The sequence below is a fragment of the Sphingobacterium sp. FBM7-1 genome (assembly GCF_020687765.1).
Taxonomy (GTDB): Bacteria; Bacteroidota; Bacteroidia; order Sphingobacteriales; family Sphingobacteriaceae; genus Sphingobacterium.
Window position 1 is genome coordinate 59,751 of sequence record NZ_JAJEWJ010000009.1, and the last position, 20,935, is coordinate 80,685.

Here is a 20,935-nt window from a genome sequence, read left to right on the forward strand (position 1 = left end):
TTTGTTTATTAATGGTAGCTGGTACAACACGTGCCGCTACCATTCATGTAGGTAAACACGACAACAGCAAATCCATAAATCGTGCCATCGCGCAGGCAAAGCCTGGCGACACAATTCTTGTACATGGAGGCCACTATCGGGAAGAAACCATTCAGATTACGAAGAGCTTGACTTTAATCGGGTTGGAAAACCCCATTATCGACGGCCAACAAAAACACGAACCGGTGGCTATAAAGGCCGATAATATAACCTTTAAAGGCTTCACCGTTAAAAACTCGAGTCATTCTGCCCTTACCGACGTCGCGGGTATTAAAGTGTACGGCGTAAAAAACGTCAGCATAACGGACAACGTGCTGGACAATAATTTCTTTGGGATTTATTTACAAAATGTTAAAAATTGCCATGTTGAAAATAACCGATTGCGGACTTACGGGGAAACGGAACGCTTGGTTGGAAACGGCGTTCACGCATGGAAAAGCGACAGCGTCACCATTCTTAACAATGAAATTATCGGTCACCGGGACGGGATATATTTAGAATTCGTTACGCATACCCATGTGCGGAAGAACTTGTCTCAAAACAATCTCCGATATGGCTTGCATTTTATGTTTTCGCATGATAATGAATATCATTACAACATCTTCAGGTCTAACGGGGCGGGCGTAGCGGTGATGTATACCCAACGGGTACGTATGGAGCATAACCGGTTTGAAGAAAATTGGGGTGATGCTGCATACGGCTTGTTATTGAAAGATATCACGGATAGCTATATCGAACATAATACCTTTGTTCGGAATACGACGGGTATCTTCATGGAGGGCAGTAACCGCACTTTGATAGAGCAAAACAGTTTTGAGAACAACGGCTGGGCTATTAAGATATTTACGAGCTGTATGGACAATACGCTCCGTAAAAACAGCTTTATACAGAACACGTTTGATGTGGCTACAAATAGCGGTAAGCTGAACAATACCTTCGTGGAAAATTATTGGGATAAATATGAGGGGTATGATCTCGATAAAAACGGGATAGGTGATGTTCCGCATCATCCGGTAAGTCTTTTCTCTATGCTGATTGAACGCTATCCGGCCGCGATGTTGCTTTTCCGCAGTTTTATGGTCACCCTGTTTGACCGCAGCGAAAAGATGATCCCGAGTTTAACGCCAGAAAATTTAAAAGACGATAGTCCGTTGATGAAACCGCTCCCGATCAAAACGGAGAAATTATCAGCAACCGGCAATAGTGAAGTATTTAGAAGAAGAAAAGGGGTAGAAGAATGATTGAAATAGAACAGCTCTCCAAAAAATTCGGCAAGCTCCAAGCGCTTAAGGATATCAATCTTTCCTTGTCGTCGGGACAGTGTATTTCACTGATTGGCCCTAACGGCAGCGGGAAGACCACTTTAATAAAATCTATTTTGGGCATGGTGGTGCCTAGTTCGGGGAATATTCTTTTTGACGGCAAAAATATCAACAAGGAATGGGCGTACCGAAACGATATCGGGTATATGCCCCAGATCGGACAATACCCGGAAAACATGCGCATCGGCCAGGTGTTGGATATGATGCGCGATATACGGAAAACTCCCGACCACTTATTGGATAATGAGTTGTACGAAAAGTTTGAACTGAACAAAATGCTTGACAAGCGTATGCGTACCCTGTCGGGTGGCACGCGGCAAAAAGTTAGTGCTTGCCTAGCGTTTATGTTTGATCCAAAGGTGCTTATTCTGGATGAGCCTACCGCTGGGCTTGACCCGCTAGCGACGGAAATCTTGAAAGAAAAAATCGTGTACGAAAAGCAGAAAAACAAACTGATCCTCATTACTTCTCATGTATTAAGCGACTTGGATGAACTCGTTTCCCAAATTATTTACATGCAAGATGGGGAACTGGTGTTCCACAAATCGTTGGAAGATTTAAAAAGCGATACAGGTACTGATAAGTTATCAAAAGCAATTGCCCATATCATGGGCCATCGATCCATCCCGCAAATAGAGATTATCCATGAACAATAAAATCATTAAATACGTTATTTCCGATCTGTTGCGTAATCGCACTGTTTTCTTTTATACGCTTGTGCTTCTCGCGCTTTCCTTAAGTATTTTCTTTATCGAAGGTAATGTGGATAAGAGTATCGCTAGTTTACTGAACCTCGTGCTTTTTGTTGTTCCGTTGGTAAGCATTGTATTTTCTACCATATATCTTTACAATAGCGAAGAATTTATCGCCTTGCTCGTGAGCCAACCCCTAAAACGTCAAAGTATATGGCTCAGCATCTTTGTTGGCCTAGCGACGGCCATGGCAGCGGCATTCCTTGTAGGCGTGGGATTACCAACACTGATCTTCGCCTATAGCCTTTCGGGGATTACCTTGGTGATCGGTGGATTATTGCTATCGCTTATTTTTGTATCGATCGCGATGTGGACAGCCGTGCGCTTACGCGATAAATCCAAAGGAATCGGTTTAGCGATCATTTTATGGTTGTATTTCGCGCTGATATTCGATGCATTACTATTGTTTTTATTGTTCCAATTCGCCGATTATCCGATCGAAAAACTGATGGTGGCGGTTTCTATGCTGAATCCGATCGATATCAGCCGAATATTGATCTTGCTGGAAATCGATCTTTCTGCCATGATGGGATATACAGGGGCTATCTTTCGGGATTTCTTCGGTACTGGAACAGGGATGCTGATCACCGGACTAGTGATGTTTTTGTGGATCGCATTGCCCCTCCTATTTGCTACGCGATTCTTTAAGCGCAAAGATCTTTAATCGGTTCATTCTGACATCTACCTGACACGTTTTTGAAGGAATATGAGTCTACGCATAAAACACTAACCTTCAACCATGTACCTTTACGTAGTAATTCATATTTAACTATAAAGCCATGATTAAAACAGCAATATTAAACGTCACAACGATCGAACCACGATTGAAACATCCGACCATTTTTGAACACTTCGATGCCTTGGAGGGCGGCGAGTCATTTATAATTTTAAATGACCATGATCCGCGGCCGCTGTACTATCAATTGCTGGGTGAAAGAGGAAATATCTTTACCTGGGAATACCTCGAATCTGGCCCCGAATGGTGGCGGGTGAATATCGCTAAAACCGGCGGCCAAAGTAAGCAGGAAACGGTCGGAGAAATTGCAGCGGCCGATATGCGGAAAGCGGAAGTATTCAAGAAACTTGGTATAGACTTTTGCTGCGGAGGAAAAGTTTCCTTAAAAGACGCTGCGGCAACGGTAGGTCTTAGTGAAGACGCGCTACGTGATGAACTTGCAAAAAGTGAGACGCAAGGAAATGTTTCGGTACATCTCGATTTTAACGGCTGGGACATTTCATTTCTCGCCGACTACATCAAAAATATACACCACGGCTATATCCGTGAATTCGGTCCAATTATCGAACAGCTGGCTAATAAAGTAGCCTCACGCCACGGAAATGAAAGTCCGGAACTCGTAGCACTGGCGAAAAACACGCATGATTTCATGGCGGATCTGTATCAGCACATTGAGAAAGAAGAAGAACTGCTCTTTCCCATAACGAAGGATCTGGCTTCGCTAGAGGAGGAAGAAATCAACCGAATTATCCACGAATTGGAGCATGAACACGAGGACGCAGGTGCGGAATTGGTTAATTTCAGAAAAATAACAAGCGATTATGCACTTCCGGCACATGCGTGCAATTCTTACTCCTACCTTTACGATAGAATGAAAGCTTTTGAACAGGATTTGTTCCAGCATATCCATCTAGAAAACAACATTCTGTTTCCGAAGGTTATCGATCTATGCCGTGAGCAACTCCACGTTAACTAACGCAGATGTAATCCATCTGCCAACATACTCCTTAACTAACCAGGCGGCTGCTCTAAAAAGAGCCCGTCTGGTTGGATAAGTTACACGCATCAACAAAATGGCAGATATATTTATTAATAAAGCACCTAAAGAACTTGCGGTTATTCCTTTTTACGGGACGGCAGCGCTATTCTTCGTCTTGCTGTGCACCCTACTTTTCTTTTCCGCATCAACGCTTGGTGGACATTATTTTAGTCCATCCATTTTAGCAATTGTCCATACGGCCGCGTTAGGCTGGGGTACGATGGTTATTTTTGGCGCAGCGTATCAGCTGCTTCCCGTCATCTGTGAACGGGAGTTATACAGCACACCCCTGGCACTGCTCTCCTACTTCCTTTTGACCATCGGTACCTGTGGCATGATTTGGTCCTTCTGGTGGTTTGATATGGGATGGTTAATGATTGTATCCGGGAGCTGCGTAGTCGGCAGCAGCTATTTATACGCATTTAATATCTACCAAACGAGTAATGAATCCAATAAATCGCAGGTGAATCAACACTTCCTGCTCCTTTCCGCTTTTTGGCTCTGTTTCACTACGACGGTCGGCTTGTTACTCGCTATAAACCTTCGGTACCAGTTTATACCGCGGAACCACCTTGATGTGCTCAAACTACATGCACACGCCGGTATTGTCGGCTGGTTCTTACAATTGATATGTGGCGTGGGTGCAAAATTAATTCCGATGTTTTTGTTGGGAAAATCAAAGAAAACACAGTTATTATACGCGGCGCTGATCCTACAGAACGTTGGGCTTATTCTTTTTCTCGCGGACGGTTATTTTAATCCTATCGGTCTGCGGACGTTGTTGTATGGTTTATTGGTGGCGGCAGGGACGGTTTGTTGGCTATTGTATATCATAGACGCCTATAAACATCGTGCACGCAAAAAAATTGATCTATTGATGAAACATGCGGGACTCTCCTCACTTTGTTTGAGTTTCGCTTTTCTATGTATCCCCATCGTTCTAATCAGCTCCCAAACGAAATGGGCTTCACTATATGGCTCGCTTATTTTTTTAGGCTGGATTACAGGAATTATTCTCGGCAAGACTTTTAAAACCCTACCCTTTATTGTATGGAACAGCCGTTATAAAACTTTAAACGGCAAAACGAAGATCCCTATGCCCAAAGATCTTTACGACGAGAAGATACTTCCCTATCAATACTATTTATACCTTGTCGCTTTGGCAATGTTATGTCTGGGTATCGTTTTGGACCAGTCTTTTCTGTTAAAGATAGCAGGCGTCGTATGGGTTGTTGTTTCTTTACTGTACGGATACAACGTCTTTCGCGTTATTTTTCATAAAAATCAAATTAAGCTATGATATCTTTGACAAATCCCTATGCGCAAGAAGAATTAAAGGCGAATATAGCCCTCATGGAGGTTATCGATCCGGAGCTTAACATCAATATTATCGATATGGGCTTGGTATATGGAATCGATTTCAGTGAACCCCAAACGATTACCGTAACCATGACCCTTTCTACCCCACATTGCCCCATGGGCGACGCTATCGAACAAGGTGTTATGAATGTTTTAGCAACCGCTTTTCCTAAACGGCAGACGAAAATAAATTTGGTATGGGATCCCGAATGGAGTATTGATAATATCAGCGCAGCCGGAAGAGAACAATTGGGTTTATAAAACCGACCCTTGGTTTATCTAGTCTGTCAATGATTCGTGTGGGAAGCTTCCGGAGGAGTTAAGAAAAAGTAAGTAAAAAACTGTATTTTCGTCCGTTCATTTTTTATAAGGCAGAAGGTATGCAGTTAGTAAAATTGGAGATTAAGGGGTTTAAAAGTTTTGGCGACAAGATTACCATTAACTTTAATGAGGGTGTAACCGCCATTGTTGGTCCCAACGGATGTGGCAAATCGAATGTGGTAGATGCTATTCGATGGGTATTGGGGGAACAGAGTACACGGATGCTTCGCTCCGAGAAAATGGAAAACATCATCTTTAATGGCACCGTAAACCGCAAGCCTGCTAATCTAGCCGAAGTATCTCTAACCTTTGAAAACAATAACAAACTGCTGCCGACCGATTTCTCTACAGTTACCATAACGCGCAAACTGTACCGCAATGGCGATAGCGAATACCGGCTGAACGATGTTAAATGTCGTTTAAAGGATATTACCGATCTCTTCCTCGATACCGGCCTGGGTGCGGACACCTACTCTATTATTGAATTGAAGATGATCGATGAAATTATTAATAATAAAGATAATTCCCGTCGGAATCTATTTGAAGAAGCTTCGGGTATTTCGAAATATAAAGTACGAAAGAAGCAAACTTTATCAAAATTAAAAGATACGGAGGCGGATCTAGACCGTGTGGATGATCTGCTTTATGAAATCAATAAGAACCTCAAGCAACTAGAGACACAAGCGAAAAAAGCAGATAAATATTTTCAGCTTAAAGAACAGTATCGCGAAGCTAGTATAGGATTGGCGTACCACCGGCTGGAAGGATTTAGTACGGATTTAGAACGTATCGCCGAACAAGAAAACGTACAACAGGAGCGCATTAAGGAGACTGCGACAAGAGTCGAGGCCCACGAAAACCAATTACGGACGTTGCGGGAAGATATACTGGCCAAAGAAAAAAATCTGGCGACACAACAGCGGAGCACCCAAGCTTATATCAATAAAATTCGATCCTACGAATCGGATAAAAAAATTAAGAACGAACGTATCATTCATCTACAGGAAAAAGAAACCCGAATTACTGCAGAACTTAATCATGACCGGAACCAACTGGAGCATGTTCAATATACGATCAAAAGGCTAAATGAAGAGCTTTTTGAAGAGCAGGGGAAATTGGATGTTTTCGGGTTAGATATTGACCGGAAGCAAACGGAGGTGGAAGAGCTACGTGGACAACAGTCGTCTGCTAAAGTCAAACTGGATAACTTTACAGAACAGTGCAATGCACTTCAAAACAACATCTATAAATTAGAAAAAGACATTGCGGTTCTGCATATTCAGAAAGAAGCGCTACAGCAGGAGTCTATACGCACGATGACCGACACCTCTACTAAAGTAGAAGAACTCGGTGATTTTAATAAAGCAGTAGACGATCTGGAGCAGCAGGTGGATACCCAAAAAGATCGTTATGATGCCGCTATGCAAGCGGAGCAGGAATTGCAACAGCAAATACAGGCTGTTGAGGAGCGTCTGAACGAAACACGTGCTCAACTAAACCGGGAGTCTCGTTTAATCGATGCGAAGCAAAATGAGTACAACCTTACGAAGTCGCTCGTCGACAACCTAGAAGGATATCCAGAATCTATCAAGTTTCTACGCAAGAATGCAGGATGGAAAAAATCCTATCCGCTGTTTTCCGATATTCTTTTCTGTCAGGAAGAATACCGTGTCGCGATTGAAAATTACTTAGAATCGGTAATGAACCACTATGTGGTGCAAGATCAGCAGGAAGCGGTGCAAGCGATTCAGTTATTGAGTGATGCTTCCCGCGGAAAAGCAAATTTCTTTGTTTTAGATGCTATTCAGTCGGTGAGAAGCAGGCCCGATACACCTGCAAACGCTATCCCTGCTTTAGATGTTATTAAGGTGGATAAAAAATACACGTTGCTTTGTGAGCAACTTTTACAGCACGTGTTTATACTAAAACCGGAAGCAGCTGATCGTTTAGAGGAAGGCTTACCTGCCGATGATCTGGTTATCTTACATCCCGAGGGAAAATTCGCTAAAAATCGTTTGGGCCTAAATGGTGGTTCCGTGGGGCTATTTGAAGGTAAGCGTATCGGTAGAGCAAAGAATCTGGAAAATCTCACGAAGGAAATTAAGGAACTTCATCAAAAAATTGAAAAACTCCAACAAGACGAAGCCGAGGGTGTTGAGCAATTGGCGACGCTGCGTGTTGCCTCTCAAAAAGATCTTATCGACGAGCTCCGTATGGTGTTAAGTCGTTTGAATAATGAATTGACTTCTGTAAAAACCAAACAGGAACAATATCAAACGTTTATTGCCAACAGCCAAAACCGAAAACAGGATATCGAAAGTAAAATTACGGTTATCCAGTACGAGCTACAAAAGACGGAACCGGAACTCCAAATATTGCAAGTTGAAGCGGCTTCGAGCCAAAAACAATTGGTGGAAATGCAGCAGACCCATGCAGAAATCGTGGAGATCCTCAATGATAAATCGGCCGCTTTTAATGAAGAAAATATCCGTTTTCACCAGCAGCAAAATAAAGTATCCAGCTTACAAAAAGACTTAGAATACCGGGAAAGTCAGCAGGAAGCCTTCGAAGCTCGGGTAGCCAAGAATGCTTTGGAATATGAACAGGTGAAGGTCGACATGAAAGAGGCTGCACGTACGGTGGATCATGAGGATGACGATTTGGTCGCGATGTATGCGCAAAAAGAAGCGCTTGAAAAAGGGCTCGCCGAAATTGAAGAGGATTTTTATACGACCCGTGGCCTCATTAACGAGTTAGAAGAAGAGATTACCCAGTGCCGCCGTAGTAAAGATCAGGACGACTTCTTGTTATCCGAATTGAAAGATAAGAAGACTGCTTTACAAATTGACCTCAACAGCTTAAAAGAACGTCTATCGGTGGAGTTCAATATTGATATACATACGTTGCTCGAAGGCGATATGCCGGCGATTCCGGTAGACAAAGACGAACTGGCCTCGACTTGCGATAAACTTAAAAAACAATTGGATGCCTACGGAACGATCAATCCGATGGCAAAAGAGGCCTATGATGAAATCCAGGAACGACACCAGTTTATCTCGAAAGAGAAGAATGATCTACTTGATGCAAAAGCGTCCTTGATGGCTACCATAAACGAAATCGACCAAACCGCTAACGATAAATTTATGCATGCGTTCAATACGGTTCGAGAGAATTTTGTGCAGGTGTTCCGCTCGTTATTCAATCAGGAGGACTCTTGCGACATGGTCTTAACCGATCCGGACCATCCGCTGGAGTCTGACATCGACATTATTGCCCGTCCGAAGGGCAAGCGCCCATTATCCATCAATCAGCTCTCGGGTGGTGAGAAAACGCTAACCGCTACGGCATTGTTATTCTCGCTATATCTGCTAAAGCCTGCTCCATTCTGTATATTCGACGAAGTAGATGCTCCTTTGGATGACACGAATATTGATAAGTTCAATAACATCGTTAAAGATTTTTCGAAAAACTCGCAATTCATCATCGTTTCGCACAACAAACGCACGATAGCGAGTACAGATATTATATACGGTGTAACGATGGTCGAGCAAGGCGTATCGCGGGTGGTACCAGTCGATTTAAGAGATGTAGCATAAGAACAAATTTGCTGGTTTAGCGTTATATCTTTACATTCGTTTATTATGACATTTCAAGACATCATTGATCAAGACAAACCGGTACTCGTTGATTTTTTCGCAACGTGGTGCGGTCCTTGCCAAACGCAAGCCCCGATACTCGAAGAGCTTAAGCAGCGCGTGGGCGATACCGCTGCCATCCTAAAAATTGACGTGGATAAAAATCCGGCTGTTGCAGCTCGGTATCAAGTACGCGGGGTTCCTACGCTTATCCTCTTTAAAAAAGGAGAGATCCGCTGGAGACAATCTGGTGTAGTAGCGGGTGCGGAGCTCGAGCGCTTACTTCGTGAGAATAGTTAAAAAAAATCCCGGTTTCTGTAACCGGGAAATTCTTACTAATCGCTCTACTATAAAATTAACTTACCTTTTCCATTACCTCGTCCTGTTGCAGATATCGTTCTAAACTATCGTCCATCTCCTCAATCCATGGCGTATGGTGAGGTTCTGCTTGTGTGCCGTCCATGACGGATGTGTACACTTGGTCGCGATAATTTAATATGTTAACCTTTTTATCATTAAGCCAGCTTTTGAACATCTCGGCTACCTTATCCAGGTTGAACATCGGATAATCCGTTAACGCGAGCAGATCTTTAATATAGTCTGTTTGGAAGTCAACATGATCCTCCGCCGAAATAGTACTTGCCTCGTCATCCAACCATTTTTTGATATCAGCATCGCGTTCTGCTTTAGCAGGTAAACTTACCCGTCCTAACATATAATCGCGTGCATACCATGCTTGAACGTCAAACATATTGAAGGTGTAATATTGATCCTGCATACCTAAGTAGATCAGGCGCTCATTTTCATTAAATACAACACCTTTATATAAATTATCGGGATACAGACAGTTTTTCGTTTTTAAGCGTAGCTCATCTGGAAGGAATGGAAACTTATGTTGATATCCCGTACACATTATCACCGCATCAAATTGCTCGTCTGTACCATCACTAAAGAAAGCTCGGTCACCTTCAAAATGTGTTACCAAAGGTTTCTCTTCAATACCTTCTGGCCATTGTACGCCAATCGGTGTAGAACGGTACGCAATGGTGACGGATTTACTTCCGTGTTTGTAGCATTGTACGCCGATATCTTCAGCCGAGTAGCTACTACCAATCAATAACAATTTCTGATCAATAAATTGATCTGCACCCCGGAAATCGTGCGCATGCATCACTGTACCGGGAAATTGGTCAATTCCTTCGAAGTACGGCATATTAGGCGTTGAGAAATGCCCGGTACCCACAACGAGGTAATCAAAGTACTCCTCGAATGTTTCATTTTTCACAAGATTATCGAAAACTACACGAAACTGCTGTTGATCGTCCAAATATTCTACCCAACGAGCTACGGTATTAAATTGTATAAAGGAGCGCGCATTACTTTTATTAATCCGGCCTTGTATATAATCAAAAAGCACTTCTCTGGGTGGATAGGAAGAAATAGGCTGCCCAAAATGCTCCATAAAGGTATAGTCTGCAAATTCCAGACATTCTTTAGGACCGTTGGACCACAAGTATTTATACATACTACCATGAATTGGTTCGCCATATTTCCCCACGCCTGTACGCCAGGTGTAGTTCCACATACCACCCCAATTTTCCTGCTTTTCGTAACATTTAATTTCAGGAATCGGATTACCTTTTTTCTGTTCAGATTCAAATGCCCTTAACATGGCCAGTCCACTGGGGCCTGCACCGATAATACCAACTTTAAAATTAGCCATATAAATAATTTAGGCACGATAAATCGTGCTGTTAAAAATATAAAAATTAAATCCTTAAGCTTCTTATCCCCTCCTATAGAGGAAGATTCTTGATGAGAATTTCTTCTCAAATAGATGTCCATTACCTGAATGGCACAAATAGAAAATAGCGCTCGCGCGCTATGCATGTTAACAAATATACACAAAAATTTCTATAAAAGCAAATTTTGCCTAGCGGTCGGTCGCCTAGGTACGGCTAACGTTCATAGAATTAATCCCAATTCGCGATATTTAAAGGCCAGCGAAACCACTGAGACGAGGCCATCAAAAAAGTGCAAGCAAACATTGAAAAGCACTATCAGGATAAAATATCTATCGAAACCTTAGCGAATATTAATTCATATCGGACGCCCTCATATAGTTTACGGAAAAGTTAGTGACAAAGTTTTAAGATAGCGTATTTATAGAATTGTTGTATTTTTGACCTATGGCAGAACGTAGCAAACAAGAAGTGATCGAATACCTTTCGAGAGCGGAAGTGGCAGCAGTGGGCACTTCAAATATGGGGACTCCACGACAACGGATGATGCATTTTGGCGCCGACGAAGATTTTAATATTTATGTGAGCAGCATGAAAGGTGATCCAAAAGTCATCCAGTGGAGCAATATTCCCGAGACGGCCTTGCTGATCCATCAGGGAGACACGTTTTTGGAAATGGAAGAATGTGAAATTATCGGGCGTGCAGAGATTGTACACGATAAGGCTGATCGTTTAAAGATCATTGATTTGATGTCTACACGTTCACCGATCGTCGCAAATTTCATAAAAATAGGCGCAACAGACCGACTCGAATTTATTAGAATAAAGCCGTTTACCGTAAAATACCGCTATGTTCCGGAGATTTTACAGGGAGAAAAGCCCACCATATTTGAGTTTCCGGAAAATCGCGAATCCTTCAGTTCCTGGGATGATGTCAAGGCGAAAGCAAGAGCTTGGAAACAAGCTGTACGGCCACTTTCCCTTACGGCCTCTTTGGTGCCTATTATGGTAGGTGGTGCGTTTGCCTACTCAGCGTCAGGGAGCTTTAATTTCTTTTTATTTTTTCTGACGTTGTTGGGTGGTCTGTTAGTACAGGCGGGCACCAATATGATCAATGATTGGAAAGATGCTGAACGTGATAGTGAAAACGTGGAAGGTATACGTCCTTTTACCGGCGGATCTAGGATGATCCAGTTAGGATTGATCTCACGCGGAGATATGGGATTCGTTGGAATTGCTTTAAGCTGTATTGCGCTGCTGATCGGTATCTTTTTGATTGCTGTTAGCGGATGGGGTCTTGTGCCACTCGTGCTTTACGGGGTTCTTGCCGGGTTGTTCTATACGAATGAAAGTGGAAAGTTTTCCTTTATAAATTTAGCGCCAGGGGTAGCTGAATTCTTGATTGCAACGACCTTCGGGGTCATGATGACGATGGGGGCTTTTTATGTACAAACTGGCTATTTCTCTATTGCGTCGTTTTTAATTTCTTTGCCAGTCGCTATATTAATTTCGAATGTGCTACTAATTAACCAATTTCAGGACGTCAACTCCGACATCAAATCTAATAAAAATACGCTGGTTGTGCGCTTGGGAAAACGGAAAGCAAAAAACGTATTAATTGTAAATTTCGTATTAGCTTATGTAATCATCGCCCTATTACCGATATTTAATTTTGTCCCCTTGACTTTATACGTCGCTTTTCTATCGGCTCCTTTTACTTTTCAAGCTATTCGATATGCCCATAAAAATCATGATAAAACACCGGGCGATTTAGTACCTGCAAATGCCCATACCGCAATAACTCATTTGTTCACGGGCTTATTACTGGTTTTCGCATTTCTTTTAACGGAATTCGGGTTTGTGTATCCGTTGATTTATTTTATAGCCTCTCTCGTCTTTATTTTCTGGGTATGGAACTACATCGAGCGCCAGCGAAAAACGATGATTAACTTTCGGGTTTCTATCAAGGAGAAGGGATAGATGATTTTATAGCTTGCCAGCCTACGCGTGTACGATCTTGCATAAGATGGACCGCTTATCGTTTCGTTTCCCCGAATTTTATTCGGGGAAACCAATAATACTCTATTATCTAAACACTACTGTAACCCTAAATATTTACGGAAATAACCGCATTCTGCAATAACATCTTGATAGTATTTTGTATCGCTGTAATTGTTCTTTAACTCTTCAAAACCTTTCCATTTACGAATCATCACATTGTTTCCATAGCCAGAATAATACTCATTGGGTATAAAATAGGTATTGCTATAAAAATCGTTGCGTTCTACTTTAGCCAGCATGTATGCTATTTTAGCTTTTTGCTCACTCGTTTCGGCAGCGTTCTGAGCCAATGTGTAATATTTTTTCACATTTCCCATGCCGTAAAGCATCTTTTCGTGCTCTTTCGAAATGCTATTTCCGTACTCGTTAATAATACTGTTGTGATAAAAAGCACGCGCATTTCCGAAATATGAAGCGTTGTAGAAAGCATTTCCTACCAAAAGGGCATTGTTGTACACATCCTCTCCTATCGCAATTTTCGCTTTCATTTCCTTAATTTTTTTAAGCAAATCGAACGATGAATATTTGATCGATTGTCTGGCGGCATGCTCGCAATCGTTACAGTCTTTTATTTTTCCGTTGAAAGGATTTCCGGGTAAGGGGATTGTTCTATAATCAACGAGCTGGGTTTCGTCCCTTTCTTTCTCCCAATTGTAGGTTTTACGTTCAAACGGCGTAATTTTTTCAAATTCGGCAAGAGCTTCATCAATCTTATCCTGATAAAAGAGATAAATTCCGCGGCTTTCGTAAATATCTGCCAATTTGAATTCATACAGATCAATCCATAATCTTTCCCATGCGCTGTGATTCGGTTTTAAAAGAAACTGTTCCATAGCTTCTGATTGTTTTTGATTTTTATAAAATCCCACTTTCGAAAACACCACTTCTGCAAACAGGTCATTCTTTTGCTGTTTGTAAAGCATAGATAAGTATTGTTTACTCCACGTAATCGCATAAGAATATCTCATGTCTTCCACTTTTGAATAATCAGTATTCGGTAATTCATGGTGTAACCAATTTAAATCTTCCAACAAACGAGCTTCGACTTTTTTATCGACTTTATCAGTTTTGGCAATTTCGTTCATGAGATTAAGTAAACGCAATTGATTTTTTTGATTATCCGTTTTTGCATATTGTTTTGCGTTTAAATAATAACCCGTAGCTTCTGAAAATTTTGTCTGCATACTTGCCAAATAACCACTCGCTACTTGCCACAAAAAAGGATTAGTCACTTTACCTTCTTTAGCAACTTCTTGAACCCAATGGAATGTAGCAGCGTCTACGTTCTTTTTCATCTTTTTCCGAAAATCATTCACCGATTTCATAGCCGTAGGTTGCCAGGAATCTCCGTAAATATTAACTTGGCTCTCTATGATATTAATGTAACGCGTTAATAAAAAATCGATATGTTTAGATGACGGATCAACGGCATATATTTCTTTCATAGCATCTAATGCGTCACCGTAATATCCTTGTATTGCCCAGAAGGCTGCTTGGTGAGCGGGTTGCAATTTTTGAATGCTTATTTTTACTTCTTTATGCGTCATCGGGCGATATTCAAATACGGCAGCATGTTGCAACAATGGAAATTCGTCAAACAATTGCGCTAAAATCTCATTCGACTTTTGATAATTTCCCTGCGATTTATTTGCCCCAGCTACATAGTGTAACGCGCGATAATACAATGTATTTTTAGGTTGAGTTTTGTGGGTTTGATCAAAAAAGGTAATAGCACTTTGTATATTATCCGAATAGAATTTTAAACGCATGAGTTGAAACCACATCCTGTTTTTGAAAAACGAATCAGTAGACGAAATTTTATTATATAAATTTTCAACCGCAACTATTTTATGCGCTTCCATTTTTAATTGCTGCCGATTGTCATAATCCCAATAATCATACGTTTGATTGGTAATTTGTTCGGTTCCTCGCGCTATCTGTAGAAAAATAAAAAAGTTTTTCACTTTTTGATCCTTGACATCCCATAGATAAGGCAACTCGAACGTGTTATTGTTTTGGACAGCAACCCTCCAGTTATCTAAATATTCGGGTACAGTATCGTTATACAAATAATAAGATAAGGCGTCCTCGGTAGCGAATGTCCCCAAATAAGTTTTCCAGTCTTGTACATTTTCTACGAGAAATTGTTGTTGAGCCGAACGCGCATCACCTGAATAAAATAAATTTTCAGCATCATAGAAAAATGGTTGATAGGACGATTGATTTACCGTAATTTCTGGCGAAAAAACAGAATTGTAAGCACCCCACCATCCGTCGGCACATCCGTAAACATAGATTCCCCAAGAAGATAGGAGAACACTAATAGCCGTGACGAATAGTTTTAAAAACTTCTTGTTCATAATATTTTATATTTTTTTCATCGAGATCATATAAAATAACCTCGCGTGGTTTAATATACGTTGATAAATCTTTTGTGGCTTGTTGTAAATCTTTTGCAGAGACCTCTTCTATTTTTATGCGATCGCCTTTTTGAAGCAAACGTCCCTTGTACACGTATTCTTCTGTAATTTCATAGGTGAAATCCTGGATTTTTTTAAATACCGTATCTTGGCGAATATCTTGTTCGCGCATGCCTCCGATAACAGTTACCACTTTGTGATCCCTGATTTGTACGCCCCAGCTAAAAATAGGCAAAGCAACATCTAAATGCAAAGGGTAATCGCTCAAACGGGCTACATATTTTTGAGCTATCGATCGATCGTATATAGAATTTTCGTCAACTGGAGCAATCGTTCCCATGTTATAGTACATCAACACCCCATGATCTACTGGTGGAACACCCGTTTTTTTAAAATATTTAACTTGATGTAATCGAATGGTTGCCGATAAATACCATTGGGTATCCTTTTTAAATTCCGTTAAAAACTCAAAAAACTGTTCTTTCGATTGTAGTGACCAATCGCAATCAAATTGGACATGTTGCGTTTGTACCCCCGCTTTTGCATTGATTTGCTGCACGTATATTTTTAGCTTTTGCACCAAATCTTTAATATCCACGTGGGGTTTTAAAAACACTTCGTTTTTAATATAAATCACGGGCACAATTTCTTTAGGCAGTGTGGTGATTTCACGCCATTCGATTGGAGCAATAGGGACGGGTTCATTATTTTTCAAGCCCACATCGCAATATCGAATATATAATTTATGGATCTCCTTTTCTTGGAGAAAAGACTGTTCTACGGTTGTAAGTTTGTAATGGGTTTTCCAATAATAAGCTGACAAAGCTACGGGCGGAGTTGATGACTGGCAAGCATAAAGAAAATATAATACCAATAGTATCATCCATTTTTTCATGCTGCAAAGAACGGATTATTCTTGTAAATATTAAATAAGTGGCTTTGATAATTTAATCTCGTTTGTTTTAAAAGCCGTATCGTGTTTTACAAAGACAGGTTATGCTTTTTACCACCTCAACGTCTCCGAACTGTAGATACTGCCGGCACTAAAATATCCGTAAACTCCTAATATAGTTTACCGCAAGCCTTCGTGCCTGTTCAGCAATATCAGTGTCCGAAAGTGTGCTGTCTTCGATTTCCGAGTATCGTTCTTCATCGGGCGTCGTATCATCCACATTGGCTTCGGTTTTCATTTCGGGTGGTTCCGGCAGGTTTATCATTTCTGGGGTGTTTTCGGATGGATAAGCTTGTTGCTCACCAGCTGTGTTTGTTTTGTTTTTCATAACTTTTATTGTTTGTTGCAAACAAAAGTAAATTGGTTAATGACAACAGTATGTCAGGAGGTAGATTTTTTTGTTTAGTTTGAAAAACTTTTTGGAAGATCCCCGGCATTTCTTCGGGTGTTGTTCGGCTGAAGTTCGGATACAGCCGAACAGCAATAAACGGACCGCCTTTTCTTCGAGAAAGGGGAAATATGAAAAAATCATTTTGCAAGATTGGAAAGTAAATATTATTTTTATGGTGCTACGATTTAAATACCATTACTGACCGAAAAAACCTACAAGCAACTGTACATACGGCATCGGCAATCGATTGACCTATGCGGAATTCATTAAGCAAGACGGTATCCTCCAGAGCATGGTATTTTAATACGTAATCATTTAACAGTTTGTTCTTATAAATATACTCGTGCCGATAATGTTGTTCCAGAAGATTATAGGAGTAGGCTATCAAATCGCCGAGCCGAGCGGGCTTGTCTTGCACAAGGTTTTCCCACCCGGCATATTTCTTCATCCTCCGGATATAGGAGGACTGATTACTACTGGTTGATAGCTTTTTGAATGCTGCATGCGACACCAACGAAGCCAATTCGCGCAACTGTGCTTTGTGGTATGTCGGGCAGGTCTGCATAAAGCAAAGTTAGTAATTTGATTAGATTTTTAAATTAATGTTAATATATCTACTTTTCAACCGTAGGAATCCGGTGGTAGTGCTTTGTTACGCAAATTATCATATATTTATGGTAGTTTAGCTTTACCATCCACAGGCATATTTTTTTAGAGGCGACGTTTCGGAGCTGACTACCCTTGATAAAAAAGGAATGACTCATATGTCTGCATAACCAGCGTAACATGGATAATAATATTACGAATGTCAATGATTTAAATATCAAAACGGATATCCTAGAAATATTTGATAATACCCTTCATACCTATTCTAGAGATAGATTGCTCGACATTCTTCTAACCCCGCTTCAAAATATCGATGCGATAAATAATCGACAACAAATACTTAAAGGATTTCTTGCCAACAAAAAGTTATTAGAGCGGTATTTTTATAATAGCCGGGACTTCGCCGATGTACATACACTTTTAACGAAACCCGACAACAGAAAATTAAACTTTCGATTCAAATTACTGCTATTGTTGAACAAAGAAAAGCGTAATGCGGCTATGGGTACCTATATCCAACTTATTATATTCTTACAACAGCAATACACGCTCATCTCCAATTTTATTGACACCGACACCTTCCCTGATTCCTACAAATACGAGATCAATAGCTTAAAAAAATATTTTCTGAACTTCGAACTGGACTTTTTCAGCACACTTATACGCGCAAACAAGTTTAAAATTGCACATATAGTCGCTCTCCAAAAGAAAATTAATGAATTGCAGAAGACGGAAACAAACGAATTTTTTAAACGTTTATTTAAATTTGAATCGTTATTATCCCTAAGTATATCCATTCATAAGAGAGGTTTTATCTTCCCCAGCATTGGAGATCCGGCATTTACAATCACGGGCGTTTACCATCCGCTATTACATAAGCCCATACGTAACTGCGTATCGCTAGACAAGCAAGTCGTGTTGATCACGGGGCCAAACATGGCTGGTAAATCTACTTTTTTAAAAGCTATCGCCATATCCGTTTATTTAGGCCATCTAGGCATTGCTATTCCTGCGGAAGAAGCTAAATTTCCATTTTTCCAGAACATCTGTATATATATTAATCATACGGACAACTTACGACAGGGTTACAGCCATTTTTTACGTGAGGTTAAAAACCTCAAAGAGGTTGCACTTAAAGCGTCGGAAGGCACACCTACCTTCGCCATTTTTGATGAAATATTTAAAGGCACCAATATGAACGATGCATTACAGATTACGCGGGCCACCACAAAGGGTCTTGCGCAGTTCCATAAATCGGTGTTCTTTATATCGACACATATGGATGAGTTAAAAGATATGGCATCAACAGCCGTTAATTCTTATTTCTTAGACTGCAAAGTGGAAGATGGGATTCCGAAATTTAGTTACCAATTGAAAGACGGATGGTCCAGTGTCCAGATTGGTAAGATATTGTTTAAAAATGAGGGACTTTATGACATCTTCCAACCGTCTGGCGGCTAAGATTGAAACTCGCTTAGATATTTGTATTTTTAGTTATATTTAGATCATGGACAAAACAAAAGAAAGAAACCTAAAACTGGTTAACGAGTATTTCGATAAGCTACGCAGATTTGTTAGAACTGCTTGAAAAGCACGACGACGTGAACTTAGATATAGAGCCGCTAGGTAGAGTGGATTGTTGAGCCTACCGGTGGTGTGACAGCAATCTGCCCAAAATGTGGTATTGATTCTGTACTGAGTTCAAATTATCCGATTCATCAAACCCCTGCCCTATTTTTCCGCACTTACAAACTCGCCTCGGGAACATTTTAAGGTGTTATTCGTTTTTTTATTTTTAAATTTAACGCATAATGCAAAATTTATTTTTTCCATTCGGATGGATATGTGCTAAGAAACATCTATTAACAACTACTAAAATGAAGCATCTTTTCCTTTTACTGTTTCTCTTTGTTAATGTAAATCTACAAGCACAGACTAAATTCAAAATCGTGGAAAGTGATGGTCAGGATGCCCTCATTACATACACCTTCGTCGATGAAAACAATCAAACATTGAAAATACTGGATCCGCAAAAGTATTATACTGCTTTTTATGACTTTGATTATGGGCATTTTGCAATTGTAGGCATTAAAGGATCACCAGGGTGGTTCGCAATAGATGCCCATGAAAACGTTCTTTTTCGGGTTTACAACACGAGTTTTGGAGAGCCTAGCCCCGATTATCTAATTGAAAATAAGATTAGAATTATCGATAACAATGAAAAAATTGGGTTCGCCAATGAAAAGGGTGAAATAATCATCAAACCCCAGTTCGAGCTGGCCTCATCTTTTCATAACGGCTACGCCATTATTGCTGAAAACTGTAATAAAATTCCTTGGCCGGGTCATGAAAATTGCGACTGTCATCATTACTCTATGGAGTGCAAAAAGCACGGCTATATGGATGAGAAGGGAAATATCATCAAGCTCGGTGATTATACGCTGGATCAAATTATTGATGAAATCGGTTGGCAGCCGGACCAGCCATATTAAGCCATAACACAATCCCCAAATACGCTGTACTTGACGAAAGAACAGCGTCGGCATATTTCATCATGTCTATGTACATAGACATGCGCCTACCTGCACAGTACATCTTTGTTTTGTACCGCGACTAAGTTGACATGTCAAGTGCATGGTTGATTATGTGCAGTGACAAAGCCGTCAACTACATGAACAACGTCGTTCATGCACATGATTGCGATGACAAGTACCGTGCGGTCATCGACCATTCAAAGGACATCGTCGCGATGTCAAGGAACAACTCGGTTTTGACACGGTACCAAGCCCACAACTATATTGACTTAATGATTTTGTCACGGTACTTAAGCGCTATGTACCTATACGACGGGACGATGTCCATGTACAAAATGGTATCAATTGGGCGCTACTTTACCATTTTCCCGTACGGCGACGCGTTGACGGCACCCTACGACGCGTTGACGGCGCGGGGCAAACTCATGTCGTCGGGCTACGGTGCATCTTCCCCGTCCGTCGGGGAGACGTCACCGTTCTCCGGAAACCTCTCGTCGCCCTTCGACAGGCTTTCGTCCCCCGACGGTATTTTGCCCCCATGCAGGGGGAGTGTATCCCCGTACCGCCAGGTCTTGTCCCCGCCCTTCGGCAGATCCTCCCCGCCCGGCTATGCGTTCCCGTCCTCCTACGACGTCATACTTCCGTGTGTCGACATTGTTTCGGTGTACGCCGACACGTTGTCCCCGTCCCTCGACGTCGTGTCGGCGCCCTACGACGTCTCGTGGACGGACGGGGATAGTCTCCCGTGGTCCGACGAGCTTTCATCGCCGTCCGCCGTCATGACACTTCCGTCTGCCGTTATGGTGTTGCCATCCGCCGCCATTGTACTCCCGTCCGTCGATACGAGCATACGCACGTTCGACAAAAACGGTTGTAGTCGATAAAAAAACCGCTAAAAAAATTCCATTTTGTGATTTTCAAGTAAGCTTCAGTTTATTAAATCTCGATTTTTCGTCGGAATACATGAAAGCTTCGAGAGGATATTCCCCTTTTATGTTGGCGCCGTGACAATAAATGGCATACCTT

General features: G+C 41.3%; 17 protein-coding genes. 11 read left to right on the top strand and 6 right to left on the bottom strand.

Features of this window, described 5'->3' with window-relative positions; translation table 11 throughout:
* The first annotated feature begins 11 nt into the window (after positions 1–11).
* From LKO28_RS13810 to trxA, 8 genes are all read left to right on the top strand, one after another.
* On the top strand, positions 12–1,280 hold the full coding sequence (locus tag LKO28_RS13810) for a nitrous oxide reductase family maturation protein NosD (RefSeq protein WP_227695570.1): 1,269 nt from the start codon (positions 12–14) through the stop codon (positions 1,278–1,280).
* A complete protein-coding gene (locus LKO28_RS13815; protein ID WP_227695572.1) occupies positions 1,277–2,017 on the top strand; it encodes an ABC transporter ATP-binding protein in 741 nt (246 codons plus the stop codon). Before LKO28_RS13810 ends, LKO28_RS13815 begins: the two co-directional genes overlap by 4 nt.
* Positions 2,007–2,777, top strand: coding sequence for an ABC transporter permease subunit (locus LKO28_RS13820; protein ID WP_227695573.1), 771 nt, complete (start codon positions 2,007–2,009; stop codon positions 2,775–2,777). Before LKO28_RS13815 ends, LKO28_RS13820 begins: the two co-directional genes overlap by 11 nt.
* Before the next feature lie 115 nt (positions 2,778–2,892).
* A complete protein-coding gene (ric, locus tag LKO28_RS13825) occupies positions 2,893–3,825 on the top strand; it encodes an iron-sulfur cluster repair di-iron protein (RefSeq protein WP_227695575.1) in 933 nt (310 codons plus the stop codon).
* A gap of 97 nt (positions 3,826–3,922) precedes the next feature.
* On the top strand, positions 3,923–5,188 hold the full coding sequence (locus tag LKO28_RS13830; RefSeq protein WP_227695577.1) for a hypothetical protein: 1,266 nt from the start codon (positions 3,923–3,925) through the stop codon (positions 5,186–5,188).
* Positions 5,185–5,508: a metal-sulfur cluster assembly factor gene (locus LKO28_RS13835; protein WP_227695579.1), complete on the top strand. Its 324-nt coding sequence runs from the start codon at positions 5,185–5,187 to the stop codon at positions 5,506–5,508. Before LKO28_RS13830 ends, LKO28_RS13835 begins: the two co-directional genes overlap by 4 nt.
* A gap of 119 nt (positions 5,509–5,627) precedes the next feature.
* Positions 5,628–9,164: a chromosome segregation protein SMC gene (gene smc, locus LKO28_RS13840; protein WP_227695581.1), complete on the top strand. Its 3,537-nt coding sequence runs from the start codon at positions 5,628–5,630 to the stop codon at positions 9,162–9,164.
* 45 nt (positions 9,165–9,209) lie between these two features.
* On the top strand, positions 9,210–9,503 hold the full coding sequence (trxA, locus tag LKO28_RS13845) for a thioredoxin (RefSeq protein ID WP_227695582.1): 294 nt from the start codon (positions 9,210–9,212) through the stop codon (positions 9,501–9,503).
* A 55-nt stretch (positions 9,504–9,558) separates the two neighbouring features.
* On the opposite strand, the gene LKO28_RS13850 is transcribed toward trxA, so the two are convergent.
* Positions 9,559–10,926, bottom strand: coding sequence for an NAD(P)-binding domain-containing protein (locus LKO28_RS13850; RefSeq protein ID WP_227695583.1), 1,368 nt, complete (start codon positions 10,924–10,926; stop codon positions 9,559–9,561).
* 466 nt (positions 10,927–11,392) lie between these two features.
* Between LKO28_RS13850 and menA the strand changes: the two genes are divergently transcribed.
* Positions 11,393–12,925: a 1,4-dihydroxy-2-naphthoate octaprenyltransferase gene (menA, locus tag LKO28_RS13855; protein WP_227695584.1), complete on the top strand. Its 1,533-nt coding sequence runs from the start codon at positions 11,393–11,395 to the stop codon at positions 12,923–12,925.
* A 116-nt stretch (positions 12,926–13,041) separates the two neighbouring features.
* Here menA and LKO28_RS13860 read toward each other — a convergent pair whose 3' ends face one another.
* The 4 genes from LKO28_RS13860 to LKO28_RS13875 all read right to left on the bottom strand — a co-directional run bounded on the left by LKO28_RS13860 (position 13,042) and on the right by LKO28_RS13875 (position 17,334).
* On the bottom strand, positions 13,042–15,366 hold the full coding sequence (locus tag LKO28_RS13860; protein WP_227695585.1) for a hypothetical protein: 2,325 nt from the start codon (positions 15,364–15,366) through the stop codon (positions 13,042–13,044).
* On the bottom strand, positions 15,326–16,141 hold the full coding sequence (locus LKO28_RS13865; protein WP_227695586.1) for a hypothetical protein: 816 nt from the start codon (positions 16,139–16,141) through the stop codon (positions 15,326–15,328). Before LKO28_RS13865 ends, LKO28_RS13860 begins: the two co-directional genes overlap by 41 nt.
* 328 nt (positions 16,142–16,469) lie before the next feature.
* Complete coding sequence (locus LKO28_RS13870; RefSeq protein WP_227695587.1) at positions 16,470–16,706, bottom strand: hypothetical protein; 237 nt, start codon at positions 16,704–16,706, stop codon at positions 16,470–16,472.
* 241 nt (positions 16,707–16,947) lie between these two features.
* Complete coding sequence (locus LKO28_RS13875) at positions 16,948–17,334, bottom strand: hypothetical protein (protein ID WP_227695589.1); 387 nt, start codon at positions 17,332–17,334, stop codon at positions 16,948–16,950.
* Positions 17,335–17,555: 221 nt separating this feature from the next.
* On the opposite strand from LKO28_RS13875, the gene LKO28_RS13880 reads away from it, so the two are divergent.
* A complete protein-coding gene (locus LKO28_RS13880; RefSeq protein ID WP_227695590.1) occupies positions 17,556–18,836 on the top strand; it encodes a MutS-related protein in 1,281 nt (426 codons plus the stop codon).
* A 416-nt stretch (positions 18,837–19,252) separates the two neighbouring features.
* Complete coding sequence (locus LKO28_RS13885) at positions 19,253–19,867, top strand: WG repeat-containing protein (RefSeq protein WP_227695592.1); 615 nt, start codon at positions 19,253–19,255, stop codon at positions 19,865–19,867.
* Between the two features lie 751 nt (positions 19,868–20,618).
* Here the strand turns inward: LKO28_RS13885 and LKO28_RS13890 are convergent.
* A complete protein-coding gene (locus LKO28_RS13890) occupies positions 20,619–20,765 on the bottom strand; it encodes a hypothetical protein (RefSeq protein WP_227695594.1) in 147 nt (48 codons plus the stop codon).
* Positions 20,766–20,935 lie beyond the last annotated feature (170 nt).